We start from the raw sequence: 22,666 nt of genomic DNA on the forward strand, positions 1-22,666 counted from the left end.
GGGTCATGAGATGCCGAACTCCTTGCCGATGAAGTCGAAGAGGTCGTCGTCCGTCGCGCTCTCCAAGGCCTCGGCCACGTCGGCTCCGTCGGAACCGGTGGCCAGGGCGCCGGCCTCGCTCCAGGCGGTCAGCAGGGCCTGGAGGCGTTCGGTGATGCGGTCGCGGCCCGCGTCGTCGGGCGACGACGTGACGAGGGTCTTCTCCAGCCGGTCCAGCTCGGCGAGGAGCGGGGGCACGGCTGCGGCGCCGTCCTGCCAGAGCTCGCCCCGCAGGTACTCCACGAGCGCCGTCGGCGTCGGGTAGTCGAAGACGAGGGTGGCGGGGAGACGGACTCCGGTGGCGGCGCCGAGCCGGTTGCGCAGCTCCACGGCGGTCAGGGAGTCGAAGCCGACCTCGCTGAACGACCGTACGGGGTCGACCGCTTCGGGTCCGGCGAAGCCGAGGACTCCGGCGACGTACGAGCAGACCAGCTCCAGTAGCGCTTCGTCCTGCGCGGCGGGTGCGAGGCCGGTGAGGCGCTCGCGCAGTTCCGCTCCGCCGTCCGTGCCCGTGGCGGCGGCCGCGGCGCGGCGGGCGGGTGTACGGACGAGGCCGGTGAGCAGCGGCGGGATCATGCCGGTACCCGCCTGGGTGCGCAGGGCGGCCAGGTCCAGCTTCACCGGCACCAGCAGCGGCTGTTCGCCGGCCGTCGCGGCGTCGAACAGTGCCACACCCTCGGCGGCCGTCAGCGCCTCTACACCGCCACGGTCGAGCCGGGAGACCTCCTCGGCCTCCAACGTGCCGCCCATGCCGCCGACCTCGGCCCACAGACCCCAGGCCAGGGAGGTCGCAGCCAGACCCTCGGCCCGACGGTGAGCCGCCAGCGCATCCAGGAAGACGTTGCCCGCGGCGTAGTTCGCCTGACCCGCGCCGCCGAAAACACCGGCAGCGGAGGAGAACAGCACGAACGCCGACAGATCGAGGCCCTCGGTCAGCTCGTGCAGGTTCCAGGCCGCGTCCACCTTCGGACGCAACACCGCAGACAACCGCTCGGCCGTCAGCGAGCCCACCACACCGTCATCGAGGACACCAGCCGTGTGGACGACGGCGGTCAGCGGGTGCTCCGCGGGAACCCCGGCCAGGACAGCGGCCAGTGCCTCACGGTCGGCCACGTCGCAGGCCGCCCAGACCACCTCGGCACCCAACTCCGCCAACTCAGCCGACAGAGCCGGAACTTCACCCCGCCGGCTCACCAGCAGCAGACGGCGCACACCCCGCTCCGCGACCAGGTGCCGGGCAAAGAGCCCGCCCAGCGAACCACTCGCCCCCGTCACCAGCACCGTGCCCCCGGTACCCCACTCCAGGGCCCCCCCGGCGGCAGCAGCCCGGGCCAGACGCGGCACAAGCACCGCGCCGTCCCGCACCGCCACCTCGGACTCACCCGAAGCCAGTACGGCGGGCAGTGCGCGGTAGGAGGCGTCGGAGCCGTCCAGGTCGGCCAGGACGATCCGGCCCGGGTTCTCCGACTGCGCCGAACGCACCAGACCCCGCACCGCGGCATGCGCCAGGTCCGACACACCCTCACCGGGCACGGCATCCACCGCACCCTGAGTCAGGAACACCAGACGGGAACCAGCGAACCGCTCGTCCGCCAACCACTCCTTCAACAACCCCAGCACCCGAGCGGTCTCCTCGTGCACCGCAGCCGCCACATCACCCCCGGGCAGCCCCGTCAGCGGGACGCACACGAGCTCCGCGGCCGCGGCCGTCGCCAGTGCGGCGTGGGCCGTGTAGCGCACGCCCACGGTGTCCAGTCCCGCGTGACCGTCCGCGAGCAGGGCCCAGGGGCGCTGTTCGGCCGGGGAGACCGGGGTCAGGGGCAGGGCCGTCCAGTCGACCTGGAACAGGGACTCCGGACGGCCGCCGCGTGACGCCGCGCCGATCTGCTCGGGCGAGACGGCCCGCAGGGCGAGCGACTCCACCGAGGCGACCGGTGCGCCCGCCGGGTCGGCGAGGTCCAGGGAGACCGCGTCGTGGCCGGCCGGGGCCAGGCGGACCCGGAGCGCGGAGGCTCCGGCCGCGTGCAGGCGGACGCCGCTCCAGGCGAACGGGAGCCGTCCCCGGCCGGTGTTCTCGACGAGTCCGCCGAGTCCGGCCGCGTGGAGGGTGGCGTCCAGCAGTGCCGGGTGGAGGCCGAACCAGTCGGCCGTCCGGGCGGTCTCCTCGTCCAGGGCGACCTCGGCGCACACCGCGTCGCCGTGCAGCCAGGCCGCGCGGAGGCCCTGGAAGGCAGGGCCGTAGTCGAACCCGGCCGCGGCGAGTCCCTCGTACAGGCCGTCGAGGTCGACGGCCTCGGCTCCGGCCGGAGGCCAGGCCGTGAGGTCGGCTGCGGGGTCCGGCGCGGGGTCCGGCGCGTCGGCGGTGGGGGCGAGGACACCCGCGGCGTGCCGGGTCCACGGCTCGTCGGCCGGGCTGTCCTCGTCACGGGAGTACAGCGACAAGGTGCGTCGGCCGGTGTCGTCGGCTCCGGGGACGGAGAGCCGCAGCTGGACCGCTCCGCGCTCGGGGAGGACGAGCGGGGCCTCCAGGGTCAGCTCCTCCAGGACGCCGCAGCCGACCTGGTCGCCGACGCGGACCGCCAGTTCCACGAAGGCCGTGCCGGGCAGCAGGACCGAACCGAGGACGGTGTGGTCGGCGAGCCACGGGTGGGTTGCGGTGGAGAGACGTCCGGTGAAGAGGAACCCGTCCGAGTCGGGGAGTTCGACGGCTGCCCCGAGCAGCGGGTGGTCCGTCGCGCCGAGGCCGAAGCCTGCGGCGTCGCCCGGGGTGTGGTGGTCGGTGCCCGCGGAGTCGAGCCAGTACCAGTCGCGCTGGAAGGCGTAGGTGGGCAGCTCGGCCGGGAGGGCGCCGGTCGGGGCGAAGTACGCCTCCCAGTCCACGGTGGCGCCGTGGGCGTGCGCGCCGGCGAGGGCGGTGAGGAGGGTGACGGGCTCGGGGCGGCCGGAGCGGAGGGCGGGCGCGAACCGGGCGCCGTCCTGGGTCAGGCAGTCCTGGGCCATGGCGGACAGGACGCCGTCGGGGCCGAGTTCGAGGTACGTGGTCACGCCCGCGGCCTCCAGGGCCCGGACGCCGTCCAGGAAGCGGACGGCTTCGCGGACGTGCCGGACCCAGAAGTCCGCGGTACCCATCTCGTCGGTGACGAGGGCGCCGGTCAGGTTCGACACGACGGGGATGCGCGGCGCGGCATAGCTGATGCCCTCGGCGACCTTGCGGAAGTCGGCCAGCATGCCGTCCATGTGCGGGGAGTGGAAGGCGTGGCTGACGGTGAGCTGCTTGGTCTTGCGGTCGGCGAACGCCGCCACCACGGCGAGCGCGGCGTCCTCGTCGCCCGCGATCACGACCGAGGTCGGCCCGTTGACCGCGGCGATGCTCACGCGGTCGGTCAGGAGCGGCAGGACCTCGTCCTCCGACGCCTGCACCGCGACCATCACACCACCCGACGGCAGTGCCTGCATCAGACGACCACGAGCCGCGACGAGCGTGCAGGCGTCCTCCAGCGAGAACACGCCGGCAACGTGCGCGGCGGCTATCTCACCGATCGAGTGGCCGGACAGGAAGTTCGGACGGACTCCCCAGCTCTCAACGAGCCGGTACAGGGCCACCTCGACCGCGAAGAGCGCGGGCTGGGTGAAGGCCGTCTGGTTCAGCAGGTCCGCGTCGGTCCCGAACAGGACTTCCTTCAGCGGGAGTTCGAGGTCGAGGCGCGCGCACACGGCGTCCAGTGCGGCCGCGAACACCGGGTGGGTGTCGTACAGCTCACGCCCCATCCCGAGGCGCTGGCTGCCCTGGCCGGTGAACAGGAAGGCCAGCTTCCCGGCCCCGGCCGCACCCACCACGCCGCTCGTGACCCCGGCGGCCGCCGGGTCGCCGTCCGCGACGGCGGCCAGACCGCGCAGCAGCTCCTCCCGGTCACCGGCCACGACCACCGCACGGTGGTCGAAAGCCGCACGCCGCGTCGCGAGCGAGTAGGCCACGTCGGCGGCCGGCGCGTCGGGCGTGTCCTCCAGGTGGCGGCGCAGGCGGGCGGCCTGGCCGCGGAGGGCGTCCGCCGACTTCGCGGAGACCGCGTACGGCAGGGCCGGCGGGATCCCGTCACCGGAGCCGGTGGCCTCGGCCACCTCGTCCGGGGCCTGCTCGATGATCGTGTGCGCGTTGGTGCCGCTGATGCCGAAGGAGGACACACCGGCCCTGCGCGGCCGGCCGGTCTTGGGCCACGGCACGGACTCCGTCAGCAGCGTGACGGCTCCGTCCTCCCAGTCCACGTGCGGGGTCGGCTCGTCGACGTGAAGGGTCTTCGGCAGGACACCGTGCCGCATCGCCATGATCATCTTGATCACGCCGGCGACACCCGCGGCGGCCTGCGTGTGGCCCATGTTCGACTTGATCGAGCCCAGCCACAGCGGTTCGTCCACCGCCCGCTCCCGGCCGTACGTGGCCAGCAGGGCCTGCGCCTCGATCGGGTCGCCCAGCGTCGTGCCGGTGCCGTGCGCCTCGACCACGTCTATCTGGTCGCTCGTCAGTCCGCCGGAGGCCAGGGCCCGGCGGATGACGCGCTGCTGGGACGGACCGTTCGGGGCGGTCAGACCATTGGAGGCACCGTCCTGGTTGATCGCCGACCCGCGGACCACCGCGAGGACCGGGTGGCCCTTGCGCCGGGCGTCGGACAGCCGCTCCACGAGCAGCATGCCCGCGCCTTCGGCCCAGCTGGTGCCGTCGGCGGCCGCGGCGAAGGACTTGATGCGGCCGTCGGCGGCCAGACCGCGCTGGCGGCTGAACTCGGTGAAGGTGCCCGGCGTCGACATGACCGTGACGCCACCGGCCAGTGCCATGTCGCACTCGCCGCCCCGCAGCGCCTGGATCGCCCAGTGCAGCGCGACGAGCGAGGAGGAGCAGGCCGTGTCGACGGTGACCGCGGGGCCTTCCAGACCGAAGGCGTACGAGACGCGGCCGGAGGCGATGCTGCCGGAGTTGCCGGTGCCGAGGTAGCCCTCGACGCCGTCCGGGACGGAGGTGATCCGGGTCGCGTAGTCGTGGTACATGATGCCGGCGAAGACACCGGTACGGCTGCCGCGCATGGTCGCCGGGTCGATGCCCGCCCGCTCGAAGGCCTCCCAGGAGGTCTCCAGCAGCAGACGCTGCTGCGGGTCCATCGCCACGGCCTCGCGCGGGGAGATCCCGAAGAAGGCGGGGTCGAAGCGGCCCGCGTCGTGCAGGAAGCCACCGGAGCGGGTGTAGCTGGTGCCCTTGCCGTCCGGGTCCGGGTCGTAGAGCGAGTCCAGGTCCCAGCCGCGGCCCTGCGGGAACTCCGAGATGGCGTCGATGCCGCCGGCCACCAGGCGCCACAGGTCTTCGGGGGTCTCGATCCCGCCGGGGTAGCGGCAGCTCATGCCGACGACGACGATCGGGTCGTCGCCGTGGACGGCGGTGGCGGGCGCGGAGCCGTGCCCGGCCGCGTCGGCCGTGTCCTCCTCCGGCGAGAGGCCGAGGACCTCGGCCCGCAGGTACGCGGCGAGGGCGTTCGGGTTCGGGTAGTCGAAGACGAGGGTGGCGGGCAGCCGGACACCGGTGGCGGCGCCGAGCCGGTTGCGGAGTTCGACGGCGGTCAGGGAGTCGAAGCCCAGCTCCTTGAAGGCCCGGTCGGCCGGAACCTCGTCCGTGGAGGTGTGGCCCAGTACGGCGGCCACCTCGGCGCGGACGGCGTCCAGCAGGGCCGCCTCACGCTCGGCGGCGGGGAGCGCCGCAAGCCGCGTACGGAGCGCGGAGGCATCGGCGGTTCCGCCCTGGCCCGCCGCCCGCCGGACCGGAACGCGGACGAGGCCGCGCAGCAGGTCGGGCACCATGCCGCTGCGCGCCTGGGCACGCAGGGCGGCCAGGTCGAGCGGGAGGGGCAGGAGCAGGGGTTCGGCGGTGCGGCCGGCCGCGTCGAACAGGGCGAGCCCGGTCTCCGGGGTCAAGACGCGGATACCGCCGCGGTTGATGCGGTCCCGGTCGCCCTCGGTGAGGTCACCGCCCATGCCGCCGACGCCGGTCCACAGACCCCAGGCCAGGGAGGTCGCAGCCAGACCCCGGGCCCGGCGGTGAGCCGCCAGCGCGTCCAGGAAGACGTTGCCCGCAGCGTAGTTCGCCTGACCCGCGCCGCCGAAGACACCGGCAGCGGAGGAGAACAGCACGAACGCCGACAGATCGAGGCCCTCGGTCAGCTCGTGCAGGTTCCAGGCCGCGTCCACCTTCGGACGCAACACCGCCGACAACCGCTCGGCCGTCAGCGAGCCCACCACACCGTCATCGAGCACACCAGCCGTATGGACAACCGCGGTCAGCGGGTGCTCCGCCGGAACCCCGGCCAGGACAGCGACCAGAGCCTCACGGTCGGCCACGTCGCACGCCGCCCAGACCACCTCGGCACCCAACTCCGCCAACTCGGCAGACAGAGCCGGAACTTCACCCCGCCGGCTCACCAGCAGCAGACGGCGCACACCACGCTCCGCGACCAGGTGCCGGGCAAAGAGCCCGCCCAGCGAACCACTCGCACCCGTCACCAGCACCGTGCCCTCGGCACCCCACGGAACGGGCTCACCCACAGGCGCGGCTGCCCGGGCCAGACGCGGCACCAGCAGGGCTCCCCCGCGCACCGCCACCTCGGGCTCGCCCGAAGCCAGCGCGGCCGACACACCCTCGTGCAGGTCACCATCCGCGCCGACGTCGACCAGGACGATCCGGCCCGGATTCTCCGACTGCGCCGAACGCACCAGACCCCGCACCGCAGCATGCACCAGGTCCGCGACGCCCTCACCCGGCACGGCATCCACCGCACCACGCGTCACGAACACCAGACGGGAATCAGCGAACCGCTCATCCGCCAACCACCCCTTCAACAACCCCAGCGCGCGAGCGGTCTCCTCGTGCACCGCAGCCGCCACATCACCCCCGGGCAGCCCCGTGCACGGCACCACCAGCGCCGCCGGAATCACACCGCCCTCGGCGACCGCAACACCCAGCCCGGCCAGGTCCGCGAACACCTGCGTACCCTCACCCAGCAGCAGCCAGTCATCGAACGACCCGGCCCCAGGCACCGCCGTCCACTCCACCCGGAACAAGGAGTCCCGGGTCAGGTCCGGCGCGGTGTCGAGCTGGTCCCGGCTCACGGCCCGAAGGGCCAGTCCGGCGACCGAGGCGACCGGTGCTCCGGCCGCGTCGGCCAGGGTGAGCGCGACCTCGCCGTTGCGGGCGGTGGTCAGGCGGACACGGAGCTCGGAGGCCCCCACCGCGTGCAGCGCGACACCGGTCCAGGAGAACGGGAGCCGTCCTTCCGCGCCTGCGGTGTCCGCGGCGCCGCCCAGTCCGAGGGCGTGCAGGGCGGCGTCGAGCAGGGCCGGGTGGAGGCCGAATCGGGCTGCGTCGTCCGCGGCGCCCTCGGGGAGGGCCACCTCGGCGTAGTAGGTGCCGTCCTGCGACCAGGCCGCGCGCAGGCCCTGGAACACCGGGCCGTAGCCGAAGCCGGAGTCCGCAAGGCCCTCGTACAGACCGTCCACCGGGACGGGATCCGCTCCCGTCGGCGGCCAGTCGGTCAGGCTCTGCGGGACGGTGTCGGTCCCGGTCGCGAGCGCGCCGACGGCGTGCCGCGTCCACGGGGTGTCCGGGTCCGCGTCCTCGGGGCGGGAGTGCAGGGCGAGGCTGCGGCGGCGGCCCGACGGGTCGGGCGCGCCGATGGAGAGCCGCAGCTGGACGGCGCCGTGCTCGGGGAGCACCAGCGGCGATTCCAGGGTGAGTTCGTCGACGAGGTCGCAGCCGACGTGCTCCGCGGCCTGGAGGGCCAGCTCGACGAACGCCGTGCCGGGCAGGAGCGCCACGCCCATGACCCGGTGGTCACCGAGCCAGGGGTGGGTGGACAGGGAGAGGCGGCCGGTGAACAGGTGGCCGTCGGAGTCGGGGAGCTGGACGGCGGCGCCGAGCAGCGGGTGGTGGGCGGCGCCGAGACCGGCAGCGGTGACGTCGCCGTCGGTGCGGCCGGCGTCGAGCCAGTAGACGGCGCGCTGGAAGGCGTACGTCGGCAGGTCCACTCGGGTGCCAGTGGCACCCAGCGGGGCGTAGTACGCCTGCCAGTCGACGGAGGTGCCGCGGACGTAAGCGGTGGCGAGTGCGGTGAGCAGGGTCTCGGCCTCGGTGCGGTCCCTGCGGAGGGCGGGGGCGAAGGCGGCGCCCTCGCCGGAGACGCAGTCCTGGGCGAGGGCCGACAGCACACCGTCGGGCCCGAGTTCGAGATACGTCGTCACGCCCGCGGCCTCAAGCACCCGCACCCCGTCCAGAAACCGCACGCCCTCGCGGACGTGCCGCACCCAGAAGTCGGCCGAACCCATCTCGTCGGAGACGAGGGCACCGGTCAGGTGGGAGACGACCGGGATCCGCGGAGCCGCGAACGACAGCCCCGCCATGACCTCACGGAAGGCGTCCAGCATGCCGTCCATGTGCGGCGAGTGGAAGGCGTGACTGACCGTCAGGCGCTTGGTCTTCCGGTCGGCGAACGACGCCACCACAGCCAGCGCCGCGTCCTCGTCACCCGCGATCACGACCGACTGAGGCCCGTTGACGGCCGCGATGCTCACACGGTCGGTCAGCAGCGGCAGGACCTCGTCCTCCGAAGCCTGCACCGCGATCATCACACCGCCCGACGGCAACGCCTGCATCAACCGGCCCCGAGCCACGACCAGCGTGCAGGCGTCCTCCAGCGAGAACACGCCGGCAACGTGCGCGGCGGCTATCTCGCCGATCGAGTGGCCGGCGAGGAAGTCCGGCCTGACGCCCCACGACTCCAGTAGCCGGAACAGCGCCACCTCGACCGCGAACAACGCGGGCTGCGCATACTCCGTACGATCCAGAACAGCCGCATCAGCCCCGAACAGGACATCCCGCAGAGGAAGTTCGAGGCTCATCCCCGCACACACCGCGTCCAGCGCCTCCGCGAACACCGGGAAGGCGTCGTACAGCTCACGCCCCATCCCCAGCCGCTGACTGCCCTGCCCGGTGAACAGGAAGGCCAGCTTCTCCCCCGTCGCCGGCTGCGTCCCCCGGACCAGTCCGGCCGCCTGACGGCCCTCCGCGAGGGCCGTCAGGCCGGTCCGGAAGCCGTCGAGGTCGGCGGCGACCACGGTCGCGCGGTGTTCGAAGACGGCACGGGTGGTGACGAGCGCGTGGCCGATGTCGGCGGGCTTCGCCTCCGGGTGCGCCTCCAGGTGGGCCAGGAGCCGCTCGCCCTGGGCACGCAGGGCTTCGGGCGTACGGGCGGACAGGTGCCAGGGCAGCGCCGCCGGGCCCGCGAGGGCCGGGGCAGGCGCGGCGGAACCGGCGTCGCCTGCGGCCTGGGTGCCGTCGGGCTCCGGGAGTTCGATGATGGCGTGGGCGTTGGTGCCGCTCATGCCGAAGGACGAGACGCCCGCACGGCGCGGCCGGCCGGTCTCCGGCCAGGCCGTCGGCTCCGTGAGCAGCGAGACCGCGCCCGCCGACCAGTCCACGTGCGGGGAGGGCGCGTCGACGTGGAGGGTGCGGGGCAGGAGGCCGTGGCGCATGGCCTCGACCATCTTGATGACGCCCGCGACACCGGCGGCGGCCTGCGTGTGGCCGAAGTTGGACTTGATGGACCCGAGCCACAGCGGGGTGTCCGCGGGGCGGTCCTGGCCGTACGTGGCCAGCAGGGCCTGGGCTTCGATCGGGTCACCGAGCCGTGTGCCGGTGCCGTGGGCCTCCACGGCGTCGACGTCGGCGGTGCTCAGGCCGGCGTTGGCCAGGGCCTGGCGGATGACCCGCTGCTGGGCGGGGCCGTTCGGCGCGGTCAGGCCGTTCGAGGCGCCGTCCTGGTTGACGGCGGTGCCGCGGACCACGGCCAGGACCTGGTGGCCGTTGCGGCGGGCGTCGGAGAGGCGTTCGACGAGGAGCATGCCGACGCCCTCGCCCCAGGCGGTGCCGTCGGCGGCGGCCGCGAAGGGCTTGCAGCGGCCGTCGGCGGCGAGGCCGCGCTGGCGGCTGAACTCGGTGAAGACGTCGGGGGTGGTGATGATCGTGACGCCGCCCGCGAGGGCGAGGGTGCACTCCCCGGCGCGCAGGGCCTGCGCGGCGAGGTGCAGGGCGACCAGGGAGGACGAGCAGGCGGTGTCGACGGTGACGGCGGGGCCCTCGAAGCCGAAGGTGTAGGAGACGCGGCCGGAGGCGATGCTGCTGGAGCCGCCGGTGCCGAGGTAGCCCTCGACGCCCTCGGGGACGGTGTTCAGGCGCGAGACGTAGTCGTTGTGCATCTGGCCGACGAACACGCCGACCTGCTGTCCGCGCAGGCCCGTCGGGTCGATCCCGGCGCGTTCGAAGGCCTCCCAGGAGGTCTCCAGCAGCAGGCGCTGCTGCGGGTCCATCGCGAGGGCCTCGCGGGGATTGATCCCGAAGAAGGCGGGGTCGAAGTGGTGGGCGTCGTAGAAGAAGCCGCCTTCGCGGGCGTAGGACGTGCCCGGGTTGTCGGGGTCGGGGTCGTACAGCGCCTCGGTGTCCCAGCCGCGGTCGGCGGGGAGGTGGGCGATGCCGTCGCGGCCCTCGGCGAGGAGTTCCCACAGCTCCTCGGGGCTGCGGACGTCGCCGGGGAAGCGGCAGCTCATCGCGACGATGGCGATGGGGTCGTCGGCGTCGGCGGCGGTGCCGGGCCCGGCGTGGTGGCGCGGGAGGGCGGCGGCCGCGGCCTCGGAGCCGAGCAGTTCGTCCCTGAGGTAGGCCGCCAGGACGGTCGGCGTGGGGTAGTCGAAGACGAGGGTGGCGGGCAGGCGGACACCGGCGGTGGCGCCGAGCCGGTTGCGGAACTCGACTGCGGTCAGGGAGTCGAAGCCGAGGTCCTTGAAGGCCCGGCCGGGTTCGACGGCGTCGGGGGTGGCGTGGCCGAGGACGGCGGCGACCTGGTCGCGTACGAGGTCCAGGAGGAGCGCGTCGCGTTCGCCGGCGGGGAGCCGTACGAGCTGCTCGACGAGCGGGGTTCCGGTGCCGGTGGCGGTGGCCTCGACGGTCCGGCGGGCCGTGGTGCGCACGAGGCCGCGCAGCAGGGCCGGGACCATGCTCGCGTCGGCCTGGCGCAGCGAGGCGAGGTCGAGCTGCATGGGGACGAGGTGGGCGTCGCCGGTGCGGTGGGCGGTGTCGAGGAGGGCGAGGCCCTCGTCGGAGGACAGGCCGAGGACGCCGGAGCGCGTCATGCGGTCCTTGTCGGCGGTGTCCAGTTCGCCGGTCATGCCGCTGGCGTCGGCCCACAGGCCCCAGGCGAGGGAGGTGGCGGGCAGGCCGTGCGCGTGGCGGTGGCGTGCGAGGGCGTCGAGGAAGACGTTCGCGGCGGCGTAGTTGGCCTGGCCGGCTCCGCCGAAGGTGCCGGCGGCGGAGGAGAAGAGGACGAAGTCGGCCAGGTCGAGGTGGCGGGTGAGTTCGTGGAGGTGGAGTGCGGCGTCGGCCTTGGGCCGCAGGACGGTGTCGAGCCGCTCGGGGGTGAGGGCGGTGGTGACGCCGTCGTCGAGGACGCCGGCGGTGTGGACGACGGCGGTGAGCGGGTGCTCGGCGGGGATGCCGGCGAGGAGGGCGGCGAGCGCGTCGCGGTCGGCGGCGTCGCAGGCGGCGACGGTGACGTCGGCGCCCAGCGCACGCAGTTCGGCGGCGAGTTCGGCGGCTCCGGCGGCGGCTTCGCCGCGGCGGCTGGTCAGGATGAGGCGGCGGGCGCCGCGGACGGTGACGGCGTGGCGGGCGACGAGGGCGCCGAGGGTGCCGGTGCCGCCGGTGACGAGGACGGTGCCGTCGGTGTTCCACTCGGCGGGCACGGTGAGGACGATCTTGCCGGTGTGGCGGGCCTGGCTGAGGTAGCGGAAGGCTTCGGGGGCCTGGCGCACGTCCCAGGAGGAGACCGGGATGGGGTGCAGGGCGCCGGATTCGAAGAGGCCGAGGAGGGCGGTGAGCATCTCCTGGATGCGGTCGAGGCCGGCCTCGGTGAGGTCGAAGGCCTGGTAGCTGACGCCGGGGTGGGCGGCGGCGACGTCCTGCGGGTCGCGGACGTCGGTCTTGCCCATCTCGACGAAGCGTCCGCCGCGCGGCAGCAGCCGCAGCGAGGCGTCGACGAACTCGCGGGCCAGGGAGTCCAGGACGACGTCGACGCCGCGGCCGCCGGTGGCGGTGCGGAAGGCGTCCTCGAAGTCGAGGGTGCGGGAGGAGGCGATCCGGTCGTCGGTCAGGCCGAGTCCGCGCAGGGTGTCCCACTTGGCGGGGCTCGCGGTGGCGTGGACGTCGGCGCCCCAGTGGCGGGCCAGCTGGACGGCGGCCATGCCGACGCCGCCGGCTGCGGCGTGCACGAGGAGGGACTCGCCCGCGCGGAGACCGGCAAGGTCGTGCAGGGCGTAGTAGGCCGTCATGAAGACGATCGGTACGGCCGCGGCGTCGGTGAAGGTCCAGCCCGCGGGCATCGGGGCGATCATGCGGCGGTCGACGACGGCGAGCGGGCCGAACGCGCCGGGCAGCATGCCCATGACGCGGTCGCCGGGTGCGAGGTCGGTGACGCCGGGCCCGGTCTCCAGGACGGTGCCGGCGCCTTCCGAGCCCATGAGGCCGGGGTCGCCGGGGTACATGCCGAGGGCGTTGAGGACGTCGCGGAAGTTGAGGCCGGCGGCGCGGACGGCGACGCGGACCTGGCCGGGCTCCAGCGGGGCCTCGGACTCGGGGCTGGGCAGGAAGGTGAGGTGGTCGAGGGTGCCCTTGTCCTCGATGTCCATGCGCCAGGCGGAGCCGTCGGCGGGCGCGGTCAGCGGAGTGCGGGCCGGGATCCGGGCCAGGCGGGGGGCGTGGACGGTGCCGCGGCGGACGGCGAACTGGGGCTCGCCGGTGGCGAGGGCCGCGACGAGGAGGGTGCCGTCGGCGGCGGGGCCGTCGAGGTCGGCGAGGACGAACCGGTCGGGGTTCTCGGACTGCGCGGAGCGCACCAGGCCCCAGACGGGGGCGTGGACCGGGTCGGTGAGGTCCCAGTCGCCCTGGGTGGCGACGGCGCCCCGGGTGACGAGCACCAGGCGGGAGGCCGCGAAGCGGTCCTCGGCGAGCCAGCCCTGGACGAGGGCGAGGGCCTCGTGGGCCGCGGCGCGGACCGCGTCGGGGGTGAGGGCTGCCGCGGGGTCGGGGGCGGCCGGGCAGGGGGCGAGGACGTACGGGGGCAGGGGCGCGCCCGCATCGAGGGCGGCGGCGAGTTCCACGAGACCGGCGTAGGCGCGGCCGGGCAGGCCGTCGCCGGTGCCGAGGACGGCCCAGCCGTCGCCGGGGGCGGTGTCCTGCGTGGTGGCGGGGAGCGGGAGGGTGGCCCATTCGAGGCGGAACAGCGACTCGTGGTGCGCGGTGCGCGCGGGCCCGGCAAGGCGGTCGGCGGCGACGGGCCGGATCCGGAGCTGCTCGACGGCCGCGACGGGTGCGCCGGTGGTGTCGGCGAGTTCGAGTGCGAGGAGGTCGTCGCCGTCGGGGCGGAGGCGGACGCGGAGCGCTGCGGCGCCGACGGCGTGCAGGGACACGCCGCGCCAGGAGAACGGCAGCCCGGCCTGGCGGTCGGTGCCGGCCGGCCGGACGAAGGTGGCGTGCAGGGCGGCGTCGAGGAGGGCCGGGTGCAGGGCGAACCGGGTGGCCTCGGCGTGGCGGTCCTCGGGCAGGGCGACCTCGGCGTAGACGTCGTCGCCGAGGGTCCAGGCGGCGCGCAGGCCCTGGAAGACGGGGCCGTAGGCGAAGCCGCCCTGCGCGAGGTGCTCGTACAGGCCGTCGACGGGGACGGGCTCGGCGCCGGCCGGGGGCCAGGCGGTGAGGTCGAAGGCGGGCCGGGACGTGCCGGAGGCGAGGGTGCCGGTGGCGTGCCGGGTCCAGGGTTCGTCGTCGGCGGCGTCGGGGTCGCCGGAGTAGAGGTCGAGTGTGCGGCGGCCGTCCCGGTCGGGGGCGCCGACCACGATCTGCAGGCGGACCGCGGCGTTCGGGGCCAGGACGAGCGGGGATTCGAGGGTCAGCTCTTCCAGCAGGTCGCAGCCGGCCTGGTCGCCCGCGCGGACGGCGAGTTCGACGAAGGCGGTGCCGGGCAGGAGCACGGTGCCCATGACGGCGTGGTCGGCGAGCCAGGGGTGGGTGTCGAGGGAGAGCCGTCCGGTGAACAGGAAGCCCTCGCCGTCGGCGAGCGGGACGGCGGCGCCGAGCAGCGGGTGGTGGGCTGCGCCCAGGCCGGCCGATTCGACGTCGCCGATGAACCCGGCGGGGGCTTCCAGCCAGAACCGGCGGCGCTGGAAGGCGTAGGTGGGCAGGTCGGTGCGGCGGGCGCCGGTGGTGGCGAAGTACGCGGTCCAGTCGACCCGGACGCCCCGGGTGTGGACGGCGGCGACCGCCGCGGCGAGGGCTTCGCACTCACCGCGGTCGCGGCGCAGGGCCGGGACGAAGACGGCGTCGGAGTCGGTGTCGTCGAGGCAGTCGCGGCCGAGGCCGGACAGCACGCCCTGCGGGCCGAGTTCGAGGTAGGTGGTGACGTGCTCGGCGTCGAGGGTGCGGATGCCGTCGAGGAAGCGGACGGCCTCGCGGACGTGGGCGACCCAGTGCTCGGGGGTGCGCAGGGCCTCGTCCGCGATCTCGCCGGTGAGGTGGGTGACGACGGGGATGACGGGCGGGTGGTAGGTGAGGGAGGCGGCGACGTCGCGGAAAGCGTCGAGCATGCCGTCCATCAGCGGGGAGTGGAAGGCGTGGCTGACGGTGAGCCGCTTGGTGCGGCGGCCGCGCTGCTCGAACCCGGCGGCGATCTCCAGGGCGAGGGTCTCGTCGCCGGAGACGACCACGGAGGAGGCCGAGTTGACGGCGGCGATGCCGATGCGGTCCTCGTGGCCGGCCAGCAGCGGGCGGACCTCGTCCTCGGTGGCGGCGAGCGCGATCATCGCGCCGTCCTCGGGGAGCGCCTGCATGAGGCGGCCGCGGGCGGCGACGAGGGCGGCTGCGTCGGTCAGGGAGAGGACGCCCGCGACGTGCGCGGCCGTGATCTCTCCGATGGAGTGGCCGGCGACGAAGTCGGGGCGCACGCCCCAGGACTCGACGAGCCGGTAGAGGGCGGTCTCCAGGGCGAACAGGGCGGGCTGGGTGGTGCCGGTCCGGTCCAGGAGCGTCCCGTCCTCGGTGAACAGGGCCTCCTTGAGGGGCTGTTCGAGGTGCGGGTCCAGGGCGGCGCAGGCCTCGTCGAGGGCGGCGGCGAAGACGGGGTGGGCGGCGTACAGTTCGCGGCCCATGCCGGGGCGCTGGCTGCCCTGGCCGGTGAAGAGGACGGCGAGGCGTCCGTCGCCCGTCTCGTGGCGGACCAGCCCGGCGGCGTCGCGGCCTTCGGCGAGGGCGGTGAGGCCGTTGAGGAGCTGATCGCGGTCGGCGGCGACGACGGCGGCCCGCCGGTCGAGGGCGGTACGGGTGGTGGCCAGGGAGAACGCGACATCGGCGGGGGCCGCCCCGGGGCGGTCCGCGAGGTGGCCGGCGAGGCGGGCGGCCTGGGCGCGCAGCGCGTCGGGGGTACGGCCGGAGACGACGAACGGCAGGGCGGGGCCGTCGGCGGCAGCGGTGGCGGATGCGGCCGGGGCGGCAGCGGAGGCCGTGGCGGCGGACAAAGCGGTGGCGGACGGAGCGGCGGCGCCGGTGGCGGCGTCCGGAGCGGTGGCGGATGCGGCCTGGGCTGCGGACGGGGCCGTCGTGGCGGCGTCCTCGTCGGCTGCGGGCGGCTGTTCGATGACGACGTGCGCGTTGGTCCCGCTGACGCCGAAGGAGGAGATGCCCGCGCGGCGCGGCCGGCCGGTCTCGGGCCACTGCGCCCGCTCGGTCAGGAGGGATACGGCACCGGCGGTCCAGTCGATGTGCGGCGACGGCTCGCCGATGTGCAGGGATGCGGGCAGGACGCCGTGCTGCATCGCCTGGACCATCTTGATGACGCCCGCGGCGCCCGCCGCGGCCTGGGTGTGGCCGATGTTGGACTTGATGGAGCCCAGGCGCAGCGGCCGGTCGTCGGGGCGGCCCTGGCCGTAGGTGGCGAGCAGGGCCTGCGCCTCGATGGGGTCGCCGAGGGTGGTGCCGGTGCCGTGCGCCTCGACGGCGTCGACGTCGGCGGTGGTCAGCCCGGCCTGGGCGAGGGCCTCGCGGATGACGCGCTGCTGGGAGGGCCCGTTGGGGGCGGTCAGACCGTTGGAGGCGCCGTCCTGGTTGACGGCGGTCCCGCGGACCACGGCGAGGACGGGGTGGCCGTTGCGGCGGGCGTCGGAGAGCCGCTCGACGAGGATCATGCCCGCGCCCTCGGCCCAGCCGGTGCCGTCGGCGTCGGCGGAGAAGGACTTGCAGCGGCCGTCGGTGGACAGGCCCCGCTGGCGGCTGAAGTCGATGAAGGTGTCCGGGGTGGACATGACGGTGACGCCGCCCGCAAGCGCCATGTCGCACTCGCCGCTGCGCAGGGCCTGCGCGGCGAGGTGGAGGGCGACCAGGGAGGAGGAGCAGGCCGTGTCGATGGTGACGGCCGGGCCCTCCAGGCCGAAGGTGTAGGAGATGCGGCCGGAGGCGACGCTGCCCGCGGTGCCGGTGCCGAGGTAGCCCTCCAGGCCCTCGGGCACGGCGGGGAGGCGGGTCAGGTAGTCGTGGTACATGACGCCCGCGAAGACGCCGGTGCGGCTGCCGCGCAGTGCGGCCGGGTCCATGCCGGCCCGCTCGAAGGCCTCCCAGGAGGTCTCCAGCAGGAGCCGCTGGTGCGGGTCCATGGCCAGGGCCTCGCGGGGGTTGATGCCGAAGACGTCAGGGTCGAAGTCGGCGGCGTCGTGCAGGAATCCGCCCTCGCGGGTGTACGAGGTCCCGGCGCGGCCGGGGTCGGAGTCGTACAGCGCGTCCAGGTTCCAGCCGCGGTCCGTCGGGAAGGGCGAGACGGCGTCGACGGAGCCGGCGACGAGCTGCCACAGCTCCTCGGGGGTGGTGACCCCGCCGGGGTAGCGGCAGGCCATGGCGACGATCGCGATGGGTTCGTCCGCGACGGCCGGGCCCTGGGCACGGGTGACGGGGGTGCCGGCGCCCGCGGGGGCGGCCAGGTCTCCGAGGATTTCGGTCCGCAGGAACGCGGCGAGGGCGTTCGGCGTGGGGTAGTCGAAGACGAGGGTGGCGGGCAGCCGGACGCCGGTGGCGGAGCCGAGGCGGTTGCGCAGTTCGACGGCGGTGAGCGAGTCGAAGCCGAGTTCCTTGAAGGCCCGGCCGGGGTCGACGGCGTCGGGGCCGGGGAAGCCGAGGACCGCGGCGACCTGGACGCGGACGGTGGCCAGCAGCAGCCGGTCGCGTTCGGGGGCGGTCAGCGGCAGCAGCCGCTCGGCGAGCCCGTCGGCGGGCGCGGCGCCCCGGGCTGCGGCGGGGCGGCGGGCGGCGGGCCTGACCAGGCCGCGCAGCAGCGGCGGGACCGTGCTCGCGTCGGCCTGGCGCAGCCCGGCCAGGTCCAGGTGCATGGGTACGGCGGTGGCCTCGCCGGTCTCGCGGGCGGTGTCCATGAGGGCGAGGCCCTCGGCGGACGACAGCGCGGCGACTCCGGCGCGGGAGATCCGCTCCAGGTCGGCGTCGGCGAGGTCGCCGGTCATGCCGCTGCGCTCGGCCCACAGGCCCCAGGCGAGGGCGGTGGCGGGCAGGCCCTCGGCGCGGCGGCGCTGGGCGAGGGCGTCGAGGAAGGTGTTGGCGGCGGCGTAGTTGGCCTGTCCGGCGGCGCCGAGGGTGCCGGCGGCGGCGGAGAACAGGACGAACGCGGCGAGGTCGAGTCCGCGGGTCAGCTCGTGCAGGTGGACGGCCGCGTCGACCTTGGCGGGCAGGACGTGGTCGATCCGCTCGGGGGTGAGCGCTTCGAGGATGCCGTCGTCGAGGACGCCCGCGGTGTGCACGACGGCGGTCAGCGGGTGCTCGTCCGGTACGGAGGCCAGGACGGCGGCGAGGGCGTCGCGGTCGGCGGCGTCGCAGGCGGCGAGGGTGACCTCGGCGCCCATCGCCCGCAGCTCGGTGAGGAGTTCGGGGGCTCCGGCGGCGGCTTCGCCGCGGCGGCTGGTCAGCAGCAGGCGGCGGACGCCGTGGGCGGTGACCAGGTGGCGGGCGACGAGCCCGCCGAGGGTGCCGGTGGCTCCGGTGACGAGGGCGGTGCCGTCGGTGTCGAGCGGGCGGGCCTCGCGGCCCTCGGCGGCGGGGACTGCGGGGACGCGGGCGAGCCGGGGGACGACGGCGCGGCCCTCGCGGAGCGCGAGCTGCGCCTCGTCGGTGGCGAGGGCGGCCGGGAGGGCGCGCAGGGAGTCCTCGCGGTCGTCCAGGTCGAGCAGGGCGAAGCGGTCGGGGTGCTCGGACTGGGCGGCGCGCAGCAGGCCCCACAGCGGGGCGTGCGCGAGGTCGGCGACGTCGGACGCGGCGGTGGTGGCGACGGCGCCGCGGGTGACGAACACGAGCCGGGAGGAGGCGAACCGGTCGTCGGCGAGCCAGGCCTGGGCCAGGCCGAGGGCGTCGTGCAGGGCGGCGGCGACGGCGGCGGGCAGTTCCGCGTCGACGGGCGTCGGCCCGGTCGGCGGCTCGCCGGGGACGGGTACGAGGACGGCCTGCGGGACGGGGGCGCCCGCGTCGACGGCCGCCGCGAGGGCGGCGAGGTCCGGGTGGGCCGCGGCGGTCGGCAGGACGGCGCCGAACCGGGCGGCGACGCCCGCGCCGGTGCCGGACTGGACGCCCGCGCCCGGGGTGCCGGCCCCGACCGGGCCGGTGGCCGCGCCGAGCAGGGCCCACTGGCCGGGGGCGACGGTGGTGGCCGCGGGCAGGGCGAGCGGGCTCCACTCGACGCGGAACAGCGCGTCGTGGAAGGTGGTGCGGGCGGCCCGTACCTGGTCGGGGGTGACGGGGCGGAGCAGCAGGGCGTCGACGGTGGCGACGGGCGCGCCGGTCTCGTCAGCCAGGTCCACGGAGACGGTGTCCTGCCCGGCGGGGGCGAGGCGGACACGCAGGGTCCGGGCGCCGACGGCGTGCAGGGTGACGCCGCTCCAGGAGAACGGCAGACGGCCGTGGTCGGTGTCCTCCAGCAGGGAGCCCATGCCGACGGCGTGGAGCGCGGCGTCCAGCAGGGCGGGGTGCAGGCCGAACAGGGCGGCTTCGGCGTGGGCCTGCTCGGGCAGGCGGACCTCGGCGAAGACCTCCTCGCCGCGCTGCCAGGCGCCGGTCAGGCCCTGGAAGACCGGGCCGTAGGCGAAACCGGTGCCGGTGAGGTACGCGTACAGGCCCTCGACGGGCAGGGCGGTGGCGCCCTGCGGTGGCCAGACGGCGAGGTCGCTGCCGGCGGTCCGGTCGGCGCCGGTGGCGGCGGGGGCGAGGAAGCCGGTGGCGTGGCGGGTCCAGGCGCCTTCGCCCCAGGTGTCGTCGGCGGCGTCCTCGGGCCGGGAGTGGAGTGTCAGGGGGCGCCGTCCGTCTGTGTCGGGGGCGCCGACGGCGAGCTGGATCTGGACGCCGCCGTGCGGGGGCAGGACCAGGGGGGCCTGGAGGGTGAGTTCGTCGAGGAGTTCGCAGCCGGTGTGCTCGCCGGCCCGCAGGGCGAGTTCGACGAAGGCGGTGCCGGGCAGCAGCACGGTGTCCATGACCGTGTGGTCGGCGATCCACGGGTGGGTGGCGAGGGAGAGCCGCCCGGTGAAGAGGTAGCCGTCGCCGTCGGCGAGGGTGATCGCGGCGCCGAGCAGCGGGTGGTCGGCGGAGCCGATGCCGGCGGCGGTGACGTCGCCGGCCCAGGCGGCCGGCGGCTCGGGCCAGTACAGGCCGCGCTGGAAGGCGTACGTGGGCAGGTCGATGCGGGTGGCGGAGCGTCCGGCGAAGACGGCGGACCAGTCGACGCGGACGCCGTGTGCGTGGGCCCCGGCGACGGCGGCTGCGAACGCGGCCGGTTCGGGGCGGTCGCTGCGCAGCGCGGGGACGAGGACGGTGTCGTCCCGGCCGGCGAGGCAGTCCTGCGCGAGGGCGGTGAGGACGCCGCCGGGGCCGACCTCGACGAAGGTGGTGACGCCGAGGGCGGCGAGGGCGGCGACGCCGTCGTGGAAGCGGACGGCCTCGCGGACGTGCCGGACCCAGTACTCGGGGGTGCAGATCTCCTCGGCGGTGACGGAGGCACCGGTGAGGTTGGAGACGATCGGGATGACGGGCGGGGCGTAGGTGACGGCTTCGGCGGCCTCGCGGAACGCGCCGAGCATGTCGTCCATGAGCGGCGAGTGGAAGGCGTGGCTGACGGTGAGCCGCTTGGTGCGGCGGCCGCGGGCGCGCAGGGACTCGGCGAGGGCGGTGGCGGCGTCCTCGTCGCCGGAGACGACCACGGAGCGGGGGCCGTTGACGGCGGCGATCGAGACGCGGTCGGTGAGGAGCGGGGTGACCTCGTCCTCGGTGGCCTCGACGGCGATCATCGCGCCGCCGGCGGGCAGGGCCTGCATGAGGCGGCCGCGGGCGGCGACGAGGGTGGCCGCGTCGGCGAGGGTGAGGACGCCGGAGACGTGGGCGGCGGCGAGCTCGCCGATGGAGTGCCCGATGAGGAAGTCGGGGGTGACGCCCCACTGTTCGAGCTGGCGGCAGAGGGCGACCTCGACGGCGAACAGGGCGGCCTGGGTGTGGGCGGTCTCGTCGAGGAGGGCCGCCTCGGGGGTGCCTTCGGCTGCGAACAGTACGTCGTACAGAGGGCGTTCGAGGTGCCGGTCGAGTTCGTCGCGCACGGCGTCGAGTGCGCGGGCGAAGCCGGGGTGGGTGGCGTACAGCTCGCGGCCCATGCCGGGGTGCTGGCTGCCCTGGCCGGTGAAGAGGAAGGCGGTGGACCCTTCGGCGACGGCGCCGACGACTCCCGTCGCGGGCGGTTCCCCGGCGGCGAGGGCGTCGAGGCCGGTGAGGAGTTCCTCGGGGCCGGTGGCGAAGAGGACGGCCCGGCGGTCCAGCGAGGAGCGGCTGGTGGCGAGGGAGTAGCCGAGGTCGGTCAGGGCCGCGGGGTCCGCGGCGAGTACGGGCTCGGCCCGCAGGTGGGCGGCGAGGCGGGCGGCCTGGGCGCGCAGGCCCTCGTCGCCGTGGCCGGAGACGAGCAGCGGGACGGGGCCGGTGGCACCCTGCGGGGCGGTCCCGTCGGCGGCGGTCCCGTCGGAGGCCTGCGGGGTGGCGCCGTCGGAGGCCTGCGCGGCGGTCCCGTCGGTGGCCTGCGGGGTGGCGCCGTCGGTGGCCTGCGGGCCGGCCGGCTCGGCGGGCGGGGCCTGCTCGATGACGGTGTGGGCGTTGGTGCCACTGACGCCGAAGGAGGAGATGCCGGCGCGGCGCGGCTGGCCGGTCTCGGGCCACGGCACGGGCCGGGTGAGGAGTTCGACGGATCCGGTGCGCCAGTCGACGGCGGTGGACGGCTGGTCGACGTGCAGGGATTCGGGCAGGACGCCGTTCTGCATGGCGAGGACCATCTTGATGATGCCCGCGACACCGGCTGCGGCTTGGGTGTGGCCGATGTTGGACTTGATCGAGCCCAGCCACAGCGGCCGCCCGTCGGGCCGGTTCTGGCCGTAGGTGGCGAGGATGGCCTGCGCTTCGATGGGGTCGCCGAGCGTGGTGCCGGTGCCGTGCGCCTCGACGGCGTCGACCTGGGCCGGGGTGAGTCCGGCGTTGGTGAGGGCCTGGCGGATGACGCGCTGCTGGGAGGGCCCGTTGGGGGCGGTCAGGCCGTTGGAGGCGCCGTCCTGGTTGACGGCGGAGCCCCGGACGACGGCCAGGACGGGGTGACCGTTGCGGCGGGCGTCGGAGAGCTTCTCGACGAGGAGCATGCCGACGCCCTCGCCCCAGCCGGTGCCGTCGGCACCATCGGCGAACGGCTTGCACCGGCCGTCGGGGGCGAGTCCGCGCTGCCGGCTGAACTGCACGAACGCACGCGGGCTGGACATGACCGTGACACCGCCGGCGAGGGCCAGGGAGCACTCGCCGCCCCGCAGCGCCTGCACGGCGAGGTGCAGGGCGACGAGGGAGGAGGAGCAGGCCGTGTCGACGGTGACGGCGGGGCCTTCGAGGCCGAAGGTGTAGGAGAGGCGGCCGGAGACGACGCTCGCCGCGTTCCCGGTGAGGAGGTACTGCTCGACGCCCTGGGGGACGCCGTCGCGCAGCAGGTCGGGGTAGTCCTGGCCGTTGGTGCCGATGAACACGCCGGCCTTGCTGCCGCGCAGCGTCGTCGGGTCGATCCCGGCGCGCTCGAAGGTCTCCCAGGACGTCTCCAGCAGGAGGCGCTGCTGCGGGTCCATGCCGAGGGTCTCGCGCGGGCTGATCCCGAAGAACGCGGCGTCGAACTCGCCGACCCCGTCGAGGAATCCGCCTTCGCGGGTGTACGAGGTGCCCCGCTGCTCGGGGTCGGCGTCGTACAGGGACTCGATGTCCCAGCCGCGGTCGGTGGGGAAGTCGGTGATCGCGTCCTTGCTGCCCGCGACCAGCTCCCACAGGTCCTCCGGCGACTGGATGCCGCCGGGGAACCTGCAGGCCATGCCGACGATCGCGATGGGCTCCGGCTCCTGGGACTCGACCTCGCGCAGCCGCTGCCGCGTCTGGTGCAGATCGGCAGTCACCCGCTTCAAG

1 protein-coding gene is annotated in these 22,666 nt (G+C 75.2%); it reads right to left on the reverse strand.

Annotation, left to right across the window (positions count from 1 at the left end; all coding sequences use genetic code 11):
* Positions 1 to 3 precede the first annotated feature (3 nt).
* Complete coding sequence (locus DEJ51_RS04605; RefSeq protein WP_411757283.1) at positions 4 to 22,665, reverse strand: SDR family NAD(P)-dependent oxidoreductase; 22,662 nt, start codon at positions 22,663 to 22,665, stop codon at positions 4 to 6.
* Position 22,666 lies beyond the last annotated feature (1 nt).

The organism is Streptomyces venezuelae (assembly GCF_008642275.1).
GTDB classification, from domain to species: domain Bacteria; phylum Actinomycetota; class Actinomycetes; order Streptomycetales; family Streptomycetaceae; genus Streptomyces; species Streptomyces venezuelae_E.